At 53.5% G+C, this 18,215-nt stretch carries 16 protein-coding genes; 8 read left to right on the top strand and 8 right to left on the bottom strand.

Annotation, left to right across the window (positions count from 1 at the left end):
* Window position 1: 1 nt before the first annotated feature.
* The 4 genes from L1S32_RS11040 to L1S32_RS11025 are packed head-to-tail and all read right to left on the bottom strand — an operon-like array spanning window position 2 to window position 3,040.
* Window positions 2-607, bottom strand: a complete 606-nt coding sequence (locus L1S32_RS11040; RefSeq protein ID WP_278155153.1) for a hypothetical protein — start codon at window positions 605-607, stop codon at window positions 2-4.
* On the bottom strand, window positions 604-1,209 hold the full coding sequence (locus L1S32_RS11035; RefSeq protein WP_278155152.1) for a cyclase family protein: 606 nt from the start codon (window positions 1,207-1,209) through the stop codon (window positions 604-606). Before L1S32_RS11035 ends, L1S32_RS11040 begins: the two co-directional genes overlap by 4 nt.
* 5 nt (window positions 1,210-1,214) lie before the next feature.
* A complete protein-coding gene (locus L1S32_RS11030) occupies window positions 1,215-2,324 on the bottom strand; it encodes a SufD family Fe-S cluster assembly protein (RefSeq protein WP_278155151.1) in 1,110 nt (369 codons plus the stop codon).
* The gene (locus L1S32_RS11025; RefSeq protein WP_278155150.1) at window positions 2,309-3,040 is read right to left on the bottom strand and encodes an ABC transporter ATP-binding protein; all 732 of its coding nucleotides are present in this window, start codon (window positions 3,038-3,040) and stop codon (window positions 2,309-2,311) included. The genes L1S32_RS11030 and L1S32_RS11025 overlap by 16 nt, the downstream gene beginning before the upstream one ends.
* A 164-nt stretch (window positions 3,041-3,204) precedes the next feature.
* On the opposite strand from L1S32_RS11025, the gene L1S32_RS11020 reads away from it, so the two are divergent.
* Entirely contained in the window at window positions 3,205-3,378 is a 174-nt protein-coding gene (locus L1S32_RS11020) for a hypothetical protein (protein WP_278155149.1), read from the top strand.
* A gap of 34 nt (window positions 3,379-3,412) precedes the next feature.
* Here L1S32_RS11020 and L1S32_RS11015 read toward each other — a convergent pair whose 3' ends face one another.
* Window positions 3,413-4,543, bottom strand: a complete 1,131-nt coding sequence (locus L1S32_RS11015; RefSeq protein ID WP_278155148.1) for a hypothetical protein — start codon at window positions 4,541-4,543, stop codon at window positions 3,413-3,415.
* A gap of 209 nt (window positions 4,544-4,752) precedes the next feature.
* Between L1S32_RS11015 and L1S32_RS11010 the strand changes: the two genes are divergently transcribed.
* On the top strand, window positions 4,753-5,751 hold the full coding sequence (locus L1S32_RS11010; RefSeq protein WP_278155147.1) for a ribonuclease H-like domain-containing protein: 999 nt from the start codon (window positions 4,753-4,755) through the stop codon (window positions 5,749-5,751).
* Window positions 5,736-8,051 carry a DEAD/DEAH box helicase gene (locus tag L1S32_RS11005; RefSeq protein WP_278155146.1) on the top strand — a complete coding sequence of 772 codons (2,316 nt, stop codon included), beginning with the start codon at window positions 5,736-5,738 and terminating at the stop codon, window positions 8,049-8,051. The genes L1S32_RS11010 and L1S32_RS11005 overlap by 16 nt, the downstream gene beginning before the upstream one ends.
* On the opposite strand, the gene L1S32_RS11000 is transcribed toward L1S32_RS11005, so the two are convergent.
* A complete protein-coding gene (locus L1S32_RS11000; protein WP_278155145.1) occupies window positions 8,005-8,988 on the bottom strand; it encodes a phosphoribulokinase in 984 nt (327 codons plus the stop codon). The two genes, L1S32_RS11005 and L1S32_RS11000, sit on opposite strands and share 47 nt — an antisense overlap.
* 298 nt (window positions 8,989-9,286) lie before the next feature.
* Here L1S32_RS11000 and L1S32_RS10995 point away from each other — a divergent pair, with 298 nt between their 5' ends.
* Window positions 9,287-9,637: a hypothetical protein gene (locus L1S32_RS10995; RefSeq protein ID WP_278155144.1), complete on the top strand. Its 351-nt coding sequence runs from the start codon at window positions 9,287-9,289 to the stop codon at window positions 9,635-9,637.
* Between the two features lie 219 nt (window positions 9,638-9,856).
* On the opposite strand, the gene L1S32_RS10990 is transcribed toward L1S32_RS10995, so the two are convergent.
* The gene (locus L1S32_RS10990; protein ID WP_278155143.1) at window positions 9,857-11,611 is read right to left on the bottom strand and encodes a DUF2070 family protein; all 1,755 of its coding nucleotides are present in this window, start codon (window positions 11,609-11,611) and stop codon (window positions 9,857-9,859) included.
* A gap of 119 nt (window positions 11,612-11,730) precedes the next feature.
* On the opposite strand from L1S32_RS10990, the gene L1S32_RS10985 reads away from it, so the two are divergent.
* Complete coding sequence (locus L1S32_RS10985; protein ID WP_278155142.1) at window positions 11,731-11,907, top strand: hypothetical protein; 177 nt, start codon at window positions 11,731-11,733, stop codon at window positions 11,905-11,907.
* Window positions 11,908-11,924: 17 nt separating this feature from the next.
* Window positions 11,925-12,113, top strand: coding sequence for a hypothetical protein (locus L1S32_RS10980; RefSeq protein WP_278155141.1), 189 nt, complete (start codon window positions 11,925-11,927; stop codon window positions 12,111-12,113).
* A 140-nt stretch (window positions 12,114-12,253) separates the two neighbouring features.
* Here L1S32_RS10980 and L1S32_RS10975 read toward each other — a convergent pair whose 3' ends face one another.
* A complete protein-coding gene (locus L1S32_RS10975; RefSeq protein WP_278155140.1) occupies window positions 12,254-13,546 on the bottom strand; it encodes an MFS transporter in 1,293 nt (430 codons plus the stop codon).
* 185 nt (window positions 13,547-13,731) lie between these two features.
* Here L1S32_RS10975 and L1S32_RS10970 point away from each other — a divergent pair, with 185 nt between their 5' ends.
* Window positions 13,732-15,036, top strand: coding sequence for a DNA repair exonuclease (locus tag L1S32_RS10970; RefSeq protein ID WP_278155139.1), 1,305 nt, complete (start codon window positions 13,732-13,734; stop codon window positions 15,034-15,036).
* Window positions 15,033-18,158 carry an AAA family ATPase gene (locus L1S32_RS10965; RefSeq protein WP_278155138.1) on the top strand — a complete coding sequence of 1,042 codons (3,126 nt, stop codon included), beginning with the start codon at window positions 15,033-15,035 and terminating at the stop codon, window positions 18,156-18,158. The genes L1S32_RS10970 and L1S32_RS10965 overlap by 4 nt, the downstream gene beginning before the upstream one ends.
* The last annotated feature ends 57 nt before the right edge of the window (window positions 18,159-18,215 follow it).

Raw genomic sequence — 18,215 nt, 5'->3', positions numbered from 1 at the left:
GTCACCGGGCAAAGGGGCACCAGTGCTCTTCATCCAGGAAGGTAGCAACCCCTGCAGTGGAAGGGCCGATAAAGACCATCTTCTTTTTGCCCCTGTACTGGTCGGCTACTGCAAGAGAGTCAGCCGCGAAGAGGCCGTCGCCTCCCACGACAATGACATCCGCCTCTTCCGGGGAGGACACCACGCTCTTCCCCAGGAGCCGGACAAGGTCGGGGAGATCCCCATTCACATAAATTCTCTCACCCTCAAAGACCGAGCGAAAATTTTCGAAGCACTGGTCATGGTCGGTGGGGTCGCATGCCTGTGCCCTCCGGCAGAGACAGAGGAAACGCGCCACCACACCCATAATTCCACAGGCAGCGGTCCGCTTCTCCGGGGTTTCAAGCGGCGAACCGAACATAAAAGGAATGCGGGTGACTGTCTCTATCGGGTACTGCGTGACCACATCTGCTGCCGCTCCGCCAAATGAGACCTTCAGGTTAACACCCCGCTCATACCGGCACGCCGGTGCATCCGGCTGGCGCTCGATCTTCACATTACAGTCGTGGCACCCGGTACCCCGGGTTACCTTCTCCATCTGCTCTACGGCATCGGTGACACTACTCATATCTCCTCCTTTCGCACGATGACACGGGCAGGCGCCCCGTCACCATCGGTGATCTTCAGTGGCAGTGCAATCATATAATAGTCTCCCGCATCGACCGCACTGAGGTCAAGATACTCAATAACCGGAATGCCTGCCCCCAGAATCCTGCGGTGCACATCACCCGTCCCTCCATATGCCTCAATGGAGGGGGTATCTATCCCAATGACCCGGATACCGGATGCGGCCACAAGATCTGCTGCATCATCATTGAGAGAGGCATATTCCGGGTCAAAGGACGTCTTTTCAGAATACCCGGTTTTGAGGATGAGGCGTTCTGCATCCATCCAGGGACGGATATCCTCCGGGCGGATAACAGAGCTCCTGCACCCCAGATCAATGATGGTCACCGGGCCGATAAAGGTCTCAGGCGGGATTCGGTCTATGGTCAGCCCGTCTTCGATATAATGAGCAGGCGGGTCAATGTGAGTCCCGCTGTGGCTGCTTGCAACCAGCACTGAGACCCGATACCCATCCCTCTGAGAACGGCGGCATTCCGGCACACAGTCGCCTGTATATGTACAGGCAGGTTCAGGAAAAGAGCGGGTGAGGTCAATAAAGGGCATACCCTTCAGAACCCGTCTTCAGCGGCGTCAATCGCAGCATCAATCTGCCGCTGGAGCGAATCAGGGAGACCCTGTATCTTCACGTCCAAAAATCCGCGGATGATGGTTGCCGTTGCCTCTTCTTCGTCCAGACCACGCGCCATCAGGTATTCAATCTCATCACGGGCAATCTTTCCCACCGCCGCCTCATGGGACAGTGAGGTGTTGGTCAGGCGCCCCTCTATTTCCGGGATTGCGTGGATTATACCGTCCTCAAGAATGAGACCTTTGCACTCGATATGGCCCCGTGTCTCCTCTGCGCCGCCGATGATGTGGGACCTTGCAATAACCGTACCGCCACGGGTGATCACGCGGGACAGGAGTTCAGCACTGGTGCCCTTTGCTTCCAGAATCGCACGCTGGCCGAGATCAAGCTCAGAACCCTCCGGCGCGAGGATGACTGAACTGAACCGGGCCACCGAATTTTCACCGGTCAACCGGGCTTCCGGGTACATCTGAACACGCTTCACCGGCTTCATGCTGATGTAATTGGAAAGGAATGTGCCGTTCTCCTCCAGTCGGGCTGCACTTCGGGGGACAACGGTTACATCCTCACCCCAGGTGTGGATCATTGTCGTACTGATGAGGGCATCTTTCCCCACATAAAATTCCGTGATGCCATAATGTGAACCATGGCCGACAGAGTGGCTGGAGACACACCCGGTAATCAGGTGCAGTTCAGCTCCTTCCTCGGCAATGATGATATTGTGGACGGTCTGGATATCATCGGTTGCCATAAAAAGGCAGGTCTGGAGCGGGAAGATATTTTTGCTGCCCTTCTTTGCGATGATGGTATATCCGCGTGGCTCCTGAGCCGCTACATACCGGGTATATTCGTCCTTGTCCTTATCGACAAGATTCCAGTAATAATCTCTGAGCCAGTCATATTTTTTGAGTGCCTCTGCTGTCGGAAGCATCTCAATGCCTTCATATGTGCAGGATGTGTGCCTGATATCCTGATCCGTCTGGAAGAAGCTTCCACATCTGTTCTCCGAGGAAAGTACCATCCCGGACTGTTCCAGACGCTCCGCATCCTCAGGGGAGAGGCCCTCAAATCCGTCTATATCTTTGCGCATTCAATACACTCCTGATATCCGCGTTCCTGAATCACCTTCAGTATTTCCCGCGGGTTGCCGCGGCACCGTATCTCACCATTACAGAGCATGTGGCCGGCATCTGCCTCCAGATAATCCATGATAAAACCAGTGTGGGTAATGATGAGGCCGGACTTCTGGCGGTTTATAATATGCCGATCCTTATCGACAAGCCGTGCAATCGCTTTTCCGATAAGGGCTATATTTTCAAGATCCACGCCGCTTTCCGGTTCATCAAGCATGACAAAATCAGGCTGCTGGACCATCAGCTGGAGCACTTCACTGCGTTTGATCTCGCCACCGGAGAAATTCGCATTCAGATCCCGGTCCAGAAACGAACTCATATTCATCTTTTCAGCATATTCATACGCCTTTGCTGGTGTTCCACCGGACATTACATCCAGCAGTTTGCCAAGTTTGAGGCCGGCAATGGTCGGTGGGCGCTGAAACATCAGACCCATGCCATAGCGTGCCCGTTCATACATTGGGAGTTCGGTGACATCATGTCCCCGGAAGATAATACGCCCTTCAGTCACGGTGTAATTACTGAATCCCATAATTGAACGGAGAAGGGTTGTCTTCCCGGACCCGTTCGGCCCCATCAGGACATGGGTTTCTCCCTCGGGTATCCGGAGATTTACCCCATGGATTACCTCTTTTCCACCCACTTCAACGTGGAGATCTTCAACATTCAGCATAGCATCAACTATGATCTATATCTGATCGGATGTGATATAGCGATGTCGTCCTTGCTCCGGGACGATTGGATGCAGAAGGTTGACCCTTCAAACCGGAAATACCGAATTCACTTTCGCCCTCCACACAGATCAGTACCTTATATCCACGGTCCCGAGTCTGGAGTATGTCACAGACATTTCAGTTCATCGCAACACGGGCAAAAGACCATCCGCAGATCATCCGGAGAAGCCAGATGTCCAAGCAGGCATTCTTCTCCAGCAGGACAACGGGTGAAAAAAGAACAGAGTATTCCTATGAGAGCACCCCCCGGCCTATCTACCCAATCATCTCTGCATGAAAGAGGCGCGGGGAAAAATGCACAAAATGTGGATTTATCCCAGTCCGCGTTCCCAGACAGTGACCGCATCAGAGAGACCGGGACGATCATAGAGATGAGTTGCTACAAAATTGGCAAATTCTACATCTTTGAGATACACAGCATAACTGATGCGGTATTCTTCAAGCAGCTGATTGTATTCAGCCACACGCCGGTTGTAGGCGTCAACCGCGGCGTTATACCCACGAATGTCACCGGATCGCTTCAGGCGTGAGAGGGCGGCATTTTCCTCATCCAGATCACGCTTCATCTGATCCAGCTCATCTTCCTGCGCAGCAAGGGAGGCCCCCTCAGTCTCCGCACGCAGGCGTGCCTCGGCTGCCGCCCGTTCAATCCATCGTGTTTCATCCGCCTTTCCATACTCCTTCGTGCCGTTCCCGACAGGAATGACAAACAGGTCTGATGTGAGCGCTTCACCATTCTCGAACTTCTCCGTGGGAATGCCGACAAGGCTCACATTGGTTGTTTCAATAAAGAGATACCCGCTGCCACGGAATCCGGATTCATCAGATGCAACCCCCACCGCCATATGCGAATCATCGGGAAAGTAAAAGAGTGAGACATTATACCCTTCCCGCGAGAGGAGGCCTGCAAGAAGAATGCTCTTGTCATCGCAGTCGCCCGCTGTCTCAACAACGGTCTCAACCGGGAATTTTGGCCCTGCTTCGTCGGGACTGGTGTCATATGCCAGTGACTGCACATAGACCGTCAGATATTCAAGATATTCATCACTGCTGTATGATGTTCCGGATGCGCCTGTCTTCAGGGCGTCAGCAGTGGCAGAATACACCAGCTCCATCTGCGGATCCGTAAGAAACGAGAGATAATACCCGGTGGTCCAGTCGTCATCTTCCTCCCAATCACCGAGAAGAACGGCCCGTTTGTCAGCACCGGATGCGACCTCATACAGACCCTGCGGCACAGTCACGGATACCGGCACATGGCTCTTCTGGAAGGGGAATACCAGCGATGATGTAACAAGCCTGCCATCCTCTTCGTACGGACCCACCTCCGGATAGTCCGCCGTGGGACCCGAACTGAAGAGAGAGGAGGTACATCCGCATGCAGCAACAGAGACAACAAGCACAGCTATCATGAGCAGATACTGCCGGTGAACCTGTTTCATCAGTATCGATTCTGTCAGATGAACAGAAAAGACTGACCCTCCTGCCCATCTCAGGTTAAAGGGAAAGGTAAAGCCCTTGCTTACTTTCACCCTCCCCGGCATGCACTTTACTACTCACAGCCTGAGAACCGGTACAGAAGATGTATGACGGGAGACTGATCACCGGAATTGCAGAGAGATGGGCAGGGGAAACGGCTGCTGCATATACTATGGATACATGCATACCGGAATCATCGGGATGGTTTCCGGGAATTACCACTCCGATGAGTGCACACCGTATGCAGCGTGCCCTGATGGTGGAGTATGAGGGCTGTACAGTGGAAGAAGTCTTTGGCGGCCATGAGATTGAGACCACACAGGGGACCTGTTATGCAGTTGAAACGTCTGAAGCTATACGATTCCGGCGCCCGGATATAACCGTCCTTTCTGAGGCCATCATGCATGAACTTCGCCTGATCCCCGGTATAGGAGAGGTTACTGCTGAAAAAATGCGCAGAAGGGGCATCCGGGGAATTTCGGATCTCAGGACCCATTCCCGGTTTGGTGCGGACGCACGCGTCATTGCGGATGCGGCAGATGCACAAAACTGGGCATTTCTGGAGGCACACTGCTGTATGAGGCGCTCGCCCTCCGACAATCTCTCACTGCTCTTCTCCCTCACAACCCCTGCCTCAGACCTCCTCTTTGTTGATATCGAGACACTGGGCATCTTCTCCCGGCCTGCGATTCTCCTCGGCACCGGCAGAATTCAGGGCACATATATGACAATCACCCAGTACCTGCTGCGTGACATCAGAGAAGAGCCCGGTGCTCTTTCGGCTGTCATGGCAGAGATCACCGGCACCACCCGCCTTGTCACCTACAATGGCAGGGCATTTGATTATCCGTTCATCAGGGACCGTGCAGGCTATTATGGCATTCCCACTCCCGACACACCTGCACATACCGATCTTCTCCATCACGTTCGCCGGCAGTGGAGAGGGAAAATGCCCGACTGCCGCCTGGGGACCGTCGAAGGAAAGATTCTCGGTCGGTACCGGGAGGAGGATCTGCCCGGCAGCCTGGTGCCATGGTATTACCAAACATACCGCCGGTCAGGCAATCCCGGACCTCTGGTACCGATTACAGAGCACAACCGCCTTGATATTGCCAATCTTCCTCTCATCTACGAACGCCTTCTGGAGGGGTGCCTGTGCCCGCAGGTCTGACAGACAGGATCTGCACAGATCCGATATATGCCGGCCATGTGACTCACCGTGGGGAGGAGGCCGGTGCAGCGGCACAGTATGCAGAGCCCGTTCCACCGCTGGAAGACAGAGTGAGGAAATACTGCAGAGAGAAAAACCTGCGCCTCTATACGCATCAGGCCGCAGCACGCAGCGCGGTATCTGAAGGCCGGGATGTGATGCTTGCCACCCCGACAGCATCCGGAAAAACCCTCGCCTATATGATCCCTGTCCTGGAAGGGCTGAGCACCGACCCTGCCGCCTGTGCACTCCTGCTCTTTCCGACAAAGGCACTGACACGTGACCAGTTAACAACCGCCACATCACTGTGCAGTGACATTGTTCCCGACGCGAAGCCGGCAGTGTATGACGGCGACACCCCGAAGAGCAGGAGAAAAGAGATCCGTGCATCATCACGGATGATTCTCTCAAATCCACACGAACTGCACCATATCCTCTCCTGGCACTCGCTCTGGCAGCGGTTCTGGAAAAACATCAGGTACCTCGTGATTGACGAAGCACACCGGTACCGGGGTGTTGCAGGGTCGCATGCGGCACTTCTCTTCCGGCGGACACTCAGGGTGGCTGCTCTCTACGGCAGCCATCCGCGGATACTCCTTGCCAGTGCCACCATAGGAAACCCGGCCCCCTTTGCCCGCACGCTGACGGGCAGGGACGTCTCCGTGATATCTTCATCCGGAGCACCGGCAGGGCCACGGAGTTTTCTCTTTTATAACCCGTACACCTCCCCGGATGAGAAAGACACCACCTATCGGGCGGCCGCCTCACTGATGAAATGCTGTGTGGCACATGATCTGCAGACGCTTGCTTTTACCAATTCACGGAAAGGAGCGGAGACACTTGCCAGTATGGCAGAACGGCATCATTCCGGAAAAATCCCTGCATATCGTGCAGGATATCTCCCGGATGACCGCCGGAAACTGGAGAATGGTCTCAAAAACGGGAGTTTCCGGGGGATTGTCTCAACAGATGCCCTGGAGGTCGGTATCGATATCGGAGGCCTCGATGCCGTTATTATGGCGGGATTCCCCCCCACCCGCAATGCAGCATGGCAGCGCTCCGGCAGGGCGGGGCGGACGACACGCCATGCACTCTCCGTCCTTGTTGCATCAGAAAACCCGCTGGATCAGTATTATATACACCACCCGGATGCATTCTTCGGCAGGCCTGCCGAAAATGTCGCGATAAGCCCGGAGAATCCCTATATTCTGGCAGGCCACCTGCTCTGTGCAGCAGCTGAATTTCCATTGACAGATGAAGACTGCACCTTCTGGTTCGGTCCGTCAGCATCCGGCATAACAGAAGAGCTCGTCCGGGGCGGGGCACTTACCCGGACCGGCCGTGGTGCCGTCTACAGCGGATCAGCCCGACCCGCAGAGATCGTCCAGATCTCAGGAACCGGTGGAAAACAACTGAAAATTGTATCCGACGGAAAAATCATCGAGACCATAGAGACCGGACAGGCATTTCGTGAGGCACATCCGGGTGCCGTCTTCCTGCATGCAGGAGATACCTATCTCATCTCCTCATTTGACCCGGAAACAGGCATCATCCGGGCGGACCGGTCAAATGTCGATTTCCGGACCAGTGTCCTCTCATCAGGACATCCGGAGTCAGCACGGGAAGAGAAAGCCACCCATACGCAGGGATGCCGCCTATCATTTGGAAATGTCATAATCAGTGAACACTATCCGGCCTACCGGGTGACCCGGTATGGGAAACCGGTAATGACAGAGCCGCTCTCTCTGCCTCCTCTCACCTTTGCAACCGAAGCCTTCTGGTTCACTTTCACACCGGAGGAGATGGCAGCCCTTGAGGGTGCGGGCTATGATCCTGCAGGCACACTGCATGCCATCGAACACGCACTAATTGCCATGATGCCTGCGGCGGTCCTCTGTGACCGGCAGGATCTGGGCGGATTTTCCACCCTCTGTGCAGCAGATACCGGCATGCCCACGATCATGGTTTACGATGGATATGAGGGCGGAGCAGGCCTCGCCGCTGCCGGATATTCCGATTTTGCAGAGATCATCCGGATGACGCACGACTTGATCACGGAATGCACCTGTGAGAGCGGCTGCCCCTCGTGCATATTCTCACCCAAATGCGGATCCATGAACCAGCCGCTTGACAAGGCCGGTGCGGCGATGCTCCTGGGGATGATGTGCATCGCCGATGGCACAAAATCTCCCGGCGATGACGCTGCGGAACAGATCACACCACTTTCATACATGCGTCAGCCTGCATCCGGCACTCCATAAAGATACGCCGGTTGATGATACGCCACGCTAAAATCAGCTCCATTGCCTCAGTAGCGGTCACGTACTCCCGTCCCGCAAAGAGGGAGACGGGGCCAACTCCGGTCTCCTCTTCTACTGCCTCCTCAAGGCGACGAATCACCTCAACCCGGAAATCACCATCGAACCGGATGGCGCCCATCTTTCTTCCGGACTGCTCTTCAGACCGGAAGCCGATGAGAAAATCCCGTTCCGCAAGGGAGGTCATCGCAAAGAGATCCAAGGGGATGACAATGTTCTTTATGGTCTTTTCGAACCGTTCCTGCAGCAGGCTGACCGCATACATGCCCCGCGTCTGGGATGCATCATAGACCGAGGGTGTGATTTTGAGAATGGCATCGGCATACTGCTTCTGGGGGGCCACATATGCCTCATAATCCGGTTTGCGTGTACAAATCTCTGCGGTCACCTGATCGCGGGAATATCCACGGTCCCCAACATCACGGGCTATCTTCCATGCGAACTTAACCTCATCGTCCGGATCAACATAACAGGTGAAATCAAACAGTCTGCGCAGTTTTGCCGTTGAAAACGGGTGCAGCCCTTCTACGATCACAATCTTTTTCGGGGAAAAGAGGGACGGAGCATCAAAGGTCCCGGTCGTATGGTTATAGGAGGGCTTGGATACTGTCCGTCCCTGTTTCAAAAGGGAGATATGCTCCTCAAAGAGCGAAATATTATTCGCATCCGGGTGCAGGGGGGTGATGCCCCGTTTCGCACGGGCATCCCTGTCAAGGATATGATAATCATCCATCGAGAACGAACAGACCAGATCCGGTCCGAATATTTCACGGAATGCCCGGGTAAAGGTGGTCTTACCCGACCCCGAATCCCCTGCAACACCAATCAGATAGATGCATTCAGACGCCCGTATTGTATCCCTGAAGTTCCCGGTTTCCATTGATGGTACCTCCTCGCCGGACAGTATAAAGGGCACCGGTCGAAACATGAAGCTACGGAAGAGATGAGGCAGACACCGTCCCGGACGGGTGTTCGCAGAATATATCCGGTGTTAACCCAACACCCCGAATGCCCGGCATCGCATCCCGGAAGGCAAGAAGAAGCGGTGAAGAAAGAGGCACATTATCATAATGATGGATCGGTGAATCTCATGGCGCAGGGCCATTTCGTGCCGGTTAGCCTGTAAACCAGCATATATTTACGTATAAAAGACGAGCAAAAAGATTATCAGGTGAAATATGTCTGAAATCAGAAGTATTCAGGTTTTTTCTCTAGCAAAGATCTTTGCTGCAGTATCCCTTGTGATTGGGTTTATCGCAGCCGTACTGGCAGTGTTGATCGCCCTCTTTGGAGTCGCTGCAGCGCCGTTCTATTCATTGCCGGTCGGAGAAATGACGCTTGTGTGGGCTATCGTTGCAATCCTTATACTGACAGTAGTTTATGCCATCATCGGGTTTATCACAGGCGCCATCATTGCAGTCATCTACAACCTTGCTGCCGGTATATTTGGCGGAGTGGAGATTGATATGGCAGATTCCATCACCCTGCCGGAGAAACCTGATGGCGACCATGACCGCAGTTACGAGTAACTCTCATCAAACATTTTTCGAATATTATTTCTTCCGTTTTCAGGGTTTATTTCCCAATTCCGGCACTTTCCACAAATTAGCCCGCATCAGAAATTACCACAGGCATGACGCCTGAGAGCGAACTCCTGCAATCAAAAGGCCGATACACACCCCCCGAATAGATGAAAAAAACGTGTTCCTGATTGTTTCTGATATCTGTCATCGTATCACCTGTGCTTTTTAGCTCAGTATAAAAAATACCACACCGGTTGAGAGGAACGCAAACAGGGTGATAATCAGGGCCACCGGCCAGACAATCCCGACACTCCCGGTGACGATGCCCGCAAGCTGGGTGATACGCTGCGACCCGAATACCACTACATCTGCACAGTGTGCGGTCCCGCCTGCACTTTCAGCGGGGGCGGCATCCTCACGTGCACTGTCCACCGCTTCACGGACAAAAGGCAAAAAGAGGGGGAGAGGCACCTTCCACCCGACTGGATTTTTGCCGGATGCCATATTGACCACATGGGTGTCACTGGTGCTTATTTCACATTCCGCACACTCCAGCAGGAGGAGATCCCGGAGTTCCTCACGGATGCCTACGTGGAGGTTGTTGCCATCAAAGACAAGCCAGATGGTTTCTTTCTCTTCCACCACCGTCACCATCGCCATCACACCAAGATCCCCGAACCCCTCTTCATGGGAAAAGGGCACATCCAGCCGGGAAAACCCAATGGAATAGGGATACTGCGGCTCACCTGCAAGCGACTTACAGGCAAGGGCAGCTGCTTCCCGGTAGTCCTCTGCAATGCGGCTTCCGAGGAGGACCGGCGGGGGCAGGTCGATAAAACTGTTATGGGCATCTGCGAGGACGACGTGGCGGAACCAGCGCTTTCCCTCTTCAATGATGGCAAGACCGACGGCGTATTCCACATCGTCGGTGATATCCGGGGACCGCGTTGCGGCTATGAAGATGGTATCGCCAAATGCCTGCGCCAGGACAGAGACGGATCCTGCCTGATACCGTCGTGCATGGGTGGCAGTCGCATGCCAGTCAGAACCTCTTTTCTGTGCATCCCGGATGGACGCTGCAATCGTCTCCACCTCAGATGCAGAGACCGGATTAAAATCATGCGTCGCCATCCCATGGAATACCAGTGCCCGGCCATCCAGACTCTCAGTAAGGAGCCGTGGCAGGGCCGAACCGCCGATCTCTCCCAGCGGCCCCGGATGGAAATTGGGGGCGGTGACCGTCATCGCATCCCTCCCTTCCCGCCGGAAGAAAAGCGTCCCGAAGATGGCCGTTACCGGATCTCCCATCTGGCGAAAGAAATCCTCGAGAGCCGTTGAACCATAGATCATATGGGCCATAAACGCATTCGCAAATCCGAGCGGCGAGAGACCGAGTGCCTGTTTCATCGGCCGTTCCAGAATCCAGATAAACGCCCAGGCAGCAAGGCCAAAGAAGAGATGCAGCGGGATGACAAACAACGCAAATGCGTCACCATAAATCAGCCAGCCAAAGAGAGATGCCAACCCCGTCTGCGTCAGGGCAGGCATCAGGATATGCCGGAGATGATGGTCAACAATCGCCCCTAACAGGAGGATCCGGAGGAAAAAGGCGATCCCCAGTGAGGCGGCAAAAAAGAGGAGGACAAGATCCGTTGCAAGGAGCAGGACGGGGGAGAAGGTGATGAGCATGGTCACAATACAGCTGCCCAGCGCAATGAGGGCTGACCAGTCCAGAGTGATATCGTTCCCGCTTCTTCGCACCAGATGTCCGGTCGTGAAGGCAGCAAACAGAGCAGGAATGGTAAATAACAGGATCCCGGTATAGGCAACCAGTTCTGAATGCCTGATGCCTGCGAGAATGAGCATCACCTCGATGGCACCGCCAAGAAGCAGGGTGATAAGAACAGACCGGCGCCATGAGGGAGCCTGCATGATCAGTGCAGAGAGCCCCTCAAGCTGGGAAGATGAATCAGCAGCCATATACGTACGCGAACGTAGCCGTTATACCGTCAAATAGGTTTCGAATCAGAAATCACCCGGAACAATTCAGAAAAACATGGATACCATTAAGCGTCGGGAACGGTAAAATCTGCATATCCATGGAGGATATATGGGCATATCTGGGAATAGCCATTGTATGTATTGCAATCGGCTGGGCCGGGGGATATTATGGTTTTACCCGCCACTTTCAGAAACGGTTTCTTACCGTGGCAGATGAATGCAGGGACGCTGATTCAATAGAACCGCTCATTGATGAGCTGGAACGGCAGAGCTAAACGGAGGAAAAAAAGAGATGGTTGAAGTAATAAGTGCAGTGCTTCTCGGAGTGGTATCGCTCTGTTTTGGCCTGCTGTTGGGCATCCAGATTGCACATATCCATTACTCGCGGCGACTGACAAAACTCGCAAAACGGAGCATCTATTCAAAGACGATTGCACCGGTGCTCGTTGCAGCATCAGAGGAACGTGCCGCACAGAAATAACGATAAATAACGATAAAATAACAGCAAAAGAACAGTATTTTAAAGACAGTTTCTGTGCCAGAAAGCCCTGCCCAGGGCATACACACCACAGGAATGATTGCCGTCCCGTTTTTATAAGTCACGATTTTATATGTCCAGGTTTACTCTGGTTTCAATCTCCGGTGCCGGTACGCTGAAGGGGCTGCCAGAAGGAAGAATATGCATGCACCGCCTGCGATGAATACTCCCACCAGAAGGAATACGGCCTCCAGCCCGAATACATCGGCAACAAGACCTCCTGCCAGAGGGGCGATAATTCCGCTTGCCCCCCGGACGGAATTATAAATCCCCATTGTTGTTCCCATGCCATACACGCGGCCGGCCTCCACCATGGTGGCACTCACTGCAGGGAAGAAGAAGAGAGCACCGGTGGCATTCACAAATGACACCAGCAGAAAACCGGTGAGCGTTGTGCATGCAGGGAAGAGAACGAGGGTCACCGCAAATATCAGGGCTCCGGGAATGATAAGCAGCCACCGATTTTTTCTGTCACCGATTCGGCCGAATGCCATCTGGAGGGTGCCCGCCGCAAAGACATTCAGGGAGATGATAATTCCGGCACCCGCAGGAGAGATGCCAAGGAGCGGGACAAATAAGGGGATAAAAACAAGGATGGCGATCATGCCGAATTCACAGACAAACGAGATAACCATGGTGCCGCCATAGAGAGGATTCCCCAAAAAGCTGCACAGTGCCCGCCACCCATCCAACCCAACCCCCCCTTTTGGAATCCCGGAGTAAAGCTCAGACTCTGTTTTTTTCAAATTTCCGACCGCAGATGCTGCTGACGGCATCAGAGTCCGTTCTTCAGGGAGAAAAAGCACTACAATCAGGCATGCAAGAGCGGAAAAGGCCATCAGTGCATAGAAGGCCGCAGAGAAGCCGAAGAGATCATAGATAACGCCACCCATCAGGGGGCCGGCACCAAACCCAAAGAGCATGGATGCCTGAAACCGCGACATGATCCGTGCCTCCTCCCCTTCCCCTGCGATTCCACCCAGATACGCCATTGCAACCGGTGCGATCATCGCTGATGCGATGCCATGCACAAACCGGACGACGGTCAGAAGCGCAACCGTGGGTGCGATGATATACCCGAGCGAGATAACCGCATAAAAGAAGAGACCGGCCGCCATGATCTGCTTCTTTTCATACCGATCAGACAGCCTCCCGAAAAGCGGCATACATACTGTACGTGAGAATGAAAATGCCGCAAACACCACACCAATCCAGAAGGAGGATGCACCAAGAGTATCGGCATATACCGAGAGAATCGGCACAACCATGCCGATACCCACGAGCGAGATAAAAACGGACAGTGAGATCACAAACAGAATGCGGGTTTTTGTGTCCGGTGATACCGGGTCCGGTACAGTGGGTGCGGAATTTCTCACGGGAATCTCTCGGTATTATCGGTGAATACATATCGTTACAGACGATGATAGCCCTATTCTCCGGGACATAGCAGCAGCACATCATCCGAAATACCTATGTAACCGAATGAGCACCCGCTTTTAGTAAATAAGAGAGCAAATGAGACAATCAGGGTTATCTCTTCTGAATCAGATATTTCTTTCAGATGCCCGCACCGCTGGAACAGACTCCCCCATCCAACCGCACCGATATACGGTTTATCCACGCAGCAGACCTTCACCTTGGGACACCCTTTACCGGAATATCAAAATTCAGCCCTGAATTCGGAGATATCCTTGCATATGCAACATACCGGGCATTTGAAGAGATCGTCTCCCTCGCGATAAGAGAACAGGTGAACTTTCTCCTTATATCAGGTGACATCTACGACAGTGAAGAGCGCCGGATTTATGGGCAGCTTATCGTCAGAAAACAGCTCCAGCGCCTTTCGGATGCGGGCATCAGGACGTACATTGCCTTTGGCAATCATGACCCGCTGGACGGGTGGTCGGCCCATATCAGCTGGCCGGAAGGGGTGCATGTCATGCCGGGAGACGCGCCGGAAGTAGCATATTATCCGGCAGATGATGACCGGATGGCGGCAATTGTCGGGATGAGTTTTGCCCGGAAGGCAGTCTCTGAAAATCTTGCGTCCCGGTTTCCGTCCAAAGGGCGTGACTGGCCGGTGACCATCGGGCTTCTGCACTGTACAGCGGGGGCAGGAGGCGGGCACGTGCCGTATGCTCCCTGTTCTGTTGAGGATCTTCTTCAATCGGGATATGATTACTGGGCACTGGGACACATTCACACCCCTGTTGTGCTCCGGGAGAATAATCCCGCCATCATTTATTCCGGCAATCCCCAGGGGCGTGATTTCGGAGAATGCGGACCACGGGGATGTTATATTGTCACGATGAAAGAGAGCGGGACTGTAGTTTATGATTTCATTGAGACATGCCGTATACGGTGGGAAGAGCATGAGATTTCCATTGAGGGTATGGAGGATACCAATGCCCTCATCACCGCAATGGAAGGTGCCATTGCTGACATACGGGCGAACGCAGGCGGAAAGGGGACAATCTGCCGTTTCACGCTCACCGGAAGAGGTCCGGTTCATGCTGTCCTTGCGCGAAACGGAGCGACAGAGGAGATTCTTGACGCGGTGAGAGAGGGGGAATGCCCTGCCCCTGATTTTGTCCTGACAGAAAAGATCATCGACAGGACAGAGCATCCGGTTGACCGGGAGAGCGTTGCATGCCGGACAGATATCGTCGGGGACATCATCCAGATCTCCGACTGCCTGATGCAGGAAGATACAACAGACACCATACGGGGAGAACTATCTGAACTGTACGAAAACCCCAGGGTTAAGCGGCACCTTGAAATGCTCACGGATGATGAAATCGTCACCCTCGTACGGGAAGCAGAGACCTACCTTCTGGACCAGTTTGTCGGGGATGATTCAGAATGAAAATCCGTGACATCTACATTGACGGATTCGGCATCTTCAAAAACCGGTCACTCCGGGAGATATCCCCCCACCTCACCATCATTCTCGGTGACAATGAATCAGGAAAATCCACCCTGCTCGCATTCATCCGCCGTGTTCTCTTTGGGTTTCCGTCCCGACGAAAGGGAGTAAACCACTATGAACCACTCAACGGTGGTGAGCAGGGAGGACGGATCGGAGTAACAACAGATTCCGGCAGCGAATATGAGGTGAGCAGGTATGAGAAAAAAGGAGCGGGCCTGCAGATTCTGGATGCAGAGGGTGGTCCGGCCGGCAATGCCATCGCTGTCATCGCAGGGGGGGCCGATCAGGCATTCTTTGAGAACGTCTTTGCATTCGGACTGGGCGAACTGGAATCCTTTGATACGCTCTCCGATGATGCCGTACAAAACCGCCTCATGAGTGCCGGTGCCGGTGTGACGAAGATACCGGTCCCTGACGTGCAGAAACAGCTTGATATGCGCATTGAAGGGTATTACAAAAAAGGCACACGAAAACCCCGCATCGCTGAAATTCTCCGCGAACTGTCAGAAACGGAAACCACACTCAGCACCATTTCTGCGACACAGGATGAATACGATTCCCTCAGCGCCGAGGAACGGGAGGTTGAGGCAGAGATCGAACGTCTTACCGCAGAGAAGCGAAAGGTGGAAAGGGACATACGCCGAAATGAGAACATCATTCAGGTATGGGACGAATGGGTCGCATTTTCTGAGACAGAGGAGATACTCGCATCATTAATGGTGCCGGAGTCATTCCCGGACAATGGCGTCCATCAGCTGGACATGGTGGATGCGGAAATCAAGCGGGCTGAAGAACACCTCAGAGAACGTACGATACGTCTTGAAGAAGAGGAGACTGAGGCCGGAAAAATCACCCTTGATGAAGAGATATTCTGCAGAAAGGAAGATATCCGGACACTGGAGAAGAGACTCCCTCTTTGTGAGGCAGACCGTGCCTCCCTCCCTGAGATAAATGCTGAATATGCAGCAGCACAGAAGGCATTTAATACACTCCTGATGTCAATCGACCCCCGCTGGACGGCGGAAACACTTCTCAGATTTGATATATCCATCCCGGCACAGCATCGCGTGCTTCACTACCAAAAACGACAGGTAGCCATTTCGGAACAGAAAACAAAGCTCAGGACAACGCTGCAGCAGTATGAATTATCCATTCGTTCTGAAAACGAGGCCACCGAGCGGTATTCATGCGACCTGAAAGCCTCTGTGTCCTCGCTTTCAGAAGAGAAACTGCAGGCACAGGAGCATGCCCTGGTTGAACTGGCAATTGCAGTCCCGGCCCTTGATCAAAAGAAGAGAGATCTCTCGTCTCTGCTGGAGGAGGAAGCAAAACGGGCTGAGAATTTCAGGGAAAAGGCCGCACTCGCGAGGGCGAATCTGCCATTGTGGCCCGGATTTTTAATGGCAGGCGCGGCAGTCGCCGGACTTGCCATCGGGTATTTCACAGAATCTCTGCTGCTAGGCGCACTCTTCTGCGCAGCACCTGGCATTGCCGCACTGGTATACCTGAAGACTGCCGGTGCCGCATCACAGAGGGAACCGGAAATAACCACAGATGATCCAGACAGGGCAGGAATGGATCGGATCATCCAGAGTAAAAGAGAAGAGATTGCTGCTCTTGAAACCACGGTCCGCAGGCGGGCAGAGGAGTGCGGCCTTCCGATGATTCCATCCGTTCAGGCGGTATCAGAGAGACGCATCGAGCTCCTCGATCTCCGTAAGGCGTTTGAAAAAGATACCGCAGCCAGAGATGAGATTGCACGCCGGCACCGGACCATCAGCGGGCTGGAAAACAAAATATACGGAATTAAAAAACAATTTGCTGAAGTAGAGGAAGAGGAAGGGCGTTTTTTTGGCGAATGGCACCGATGGCTCGATGGAGCAGGTCTTGATCAGTCACTCTCTGCATATTCTGTCGAAAAAATATTCACCCAGGCCGAACGTGCCAATGAGAAATATAACGAAATGCAGGCACTTGTCCTGAAAAGAAATGAAAGGATTTGCTCAATAGATATGTTTGACACAGAAGTAGCAGATGTCATCCATGCATGCGGCATCCCTCCCGCCAAATCCTCTGCTGCAGATGTGCAGGCTCTTGCCGATGCATTATATGCAGAGGAGGCGCACCGCAGCGCCCGTGAAAAACACATGCAGGAGAGTGAACGAATACGCCGTGAAGCAGGGCAGGCCGAGGAGACCATCGCAATCAAAAAAGCGGAACGAAACGATCTTCTCGCAAGCGGTCATGCAGCAACACGGGACGAATTTTTGTGCCATGCCGAAGCAAAAGAGCAGTATACCGCGTGCATGAGAAGACGGAAAGAGGCCGAACACCGTCTCAGAAGCGCAGCAGGGAATCCCGGAGCGTATGATGCATTTATCGAGCAGCTCAGGCAGACTGACGTCCTTGCACTGAAAGATCTAAACGCGGAGTTATCTTCTCATACAGAAGATATCGAAGGCGAAGTCAGCAGGTTACAGCAAACACATGGCGGTGTTATCCTCCGTCTCCGTGATCTGGAGAGTACTGATGAAGCGATGCTCCATCGCATCAAGGGCGCAGCCCTGACAGGTGACCTGAATGATGCGGCAAAGCAGTGGGCAAAACTGGTGATCGCCCGGATTATGCTCCGAAAAGGTATCGAAAAATACGAGAAAGAGCGGCAGCCGGCTGTATTCAGGGAAGCAGAACGATATTTCAGAGCAGTCACAGGGGGACGATATGTCCGTGTCATCCGGCAGCTGGCTACCGACCGGATCTTTGTTGAAGATCGGGATGGCAGGCGCATCCCCGCCACACTTCTCTCCCGCGGGACGGCAGAACAGCTGTATCTATCCCTGAGATTCGGCTATATCACGGAATACGGACGTCATGACGAATCACTCCCTGCAGTCTTTGATGATATTCTCGTAAACTTTGACCCGGAGAGACGACAGCGGAGCTGTGAGGCGATTGCAGAACTTTCAGAGAGAAACCAGGTGATATTTTTCACCTGCCACCCGGATACGGCACGGATGCTGCGGGACGCACGGCCTGATGCACGGCTAATCGAGCTCTGATATTCCTGTTGCTATCGCAATAACACCGTTTCGATATCTCAAAACACACCCAAAAAC

Origin of the sequence: Methanogenium sp. S4BF, assembly GCF_029633965.1 — an archaeon.
Lineage (GTDB): Archaea > Halobacteriota > Methanomicrobia > Methanomicrobiales > Methanomicrobiaceae > Methanogenium.
The sequence above is the reverse complement of the archived record's forward strand: the minus strand, read 5'-3'. Positions and strand labels throughout refer to the sequence as shown.

Coding starts and splice junctions, on each gene's coding strand:
- L1S32_RS11040 (WP_278155153.1), bottom strand. CDS start 607: ATGAGTAGTGTCACCGATGCCGTAGAGCAGATGGAGAAGGTAACCCGG.
- L1S32_RS11035 (WP_278155152.1), bottom strand. CDS start 1,209: ATGCCCTTTATTGACCTCACCCGCTCTTTTCCTGAACCTGCCTGTACA.
- L1S32_RS11030 (WP_278155151.1), bottom strand. CDS start 2,324: ATGCGCAAAGATATAGACGGATTTGAGGGCCTCTCCCCTGAGGATGCG.
- L1S32_RS11025 (WP_278155150.1), bottom strand. CDS start 3,040: ATGCTGAATGTTGAAGATCTCCACGTTGAAGTGGGTGGAAAAGAGGTA.
- L1S32_RS11020 (WP_278155149.1), top strand. CDS start 3,205: ATGTCACAGACATTTCAGTTCATCGCAACACGGGCAAAAGACCATCCG.
- L1S32_RS11015 (WP_278155148.1), bottom strand. CDS start 4,543: ATGAAACAGGTTCACCGGCAGTATCTGCTCATGATAGCTGTGCTTGTT.
- L1S32_RS11010 (WP_278155147.1), top strand. CDS start 4,753: ATGGATACATGCATACCGGAATCATCGGGATGGTTTCCGGGAATTACC.
- L1S32_RS11000 (WP_278155145.1), bottom strand. CDS start 8,988: ATGGAAACCGGGAACTTCAGGGATACAATACGGGCGTCTGAATGCATC.
- L1S32_RS10995 (WP_278155144.1), top strand. CDS start 9,287: ATGTCTGAAATCAGAAGTATTCAGGTTTTTTCTCTAGCAAAGATCTTT.
- L1S32_RS10990 (WP_278155143.1), bottom strand. CDS start 11,611: ATGGCTGCTGATTCATCTTCCCAGCTTGAGGGGCTCTCTGCACTGATC.
- L1S32_RS10985 (WP_278155142.1), top strand. CDS start 11,731: ATGGAGGATATATGGGCATATCTGGGAATAGCCATTGTATGTATTGCA.
- L1S32_RS10980 (WP_278155141.1), top strand. CDS start 11,925: ATGGTTGAAGTAATAAGTGCAGTGCTTCTCGGAGTGGTATCGCTCTGT.
- L1S32_RS10970 (WP_278155139.1), top strand. CDS start 13,732: ATGCCCGCACCGCTGGAACAGACTCCCCCATCCAACCGCACCGATATA.
- L1S32_RS10965 (WP_278155138.1), top strand. CDS start 15,033: ATGAAAATCCGTGACATCTACATTGACGGATTCGGCATCTTCAAAAAC.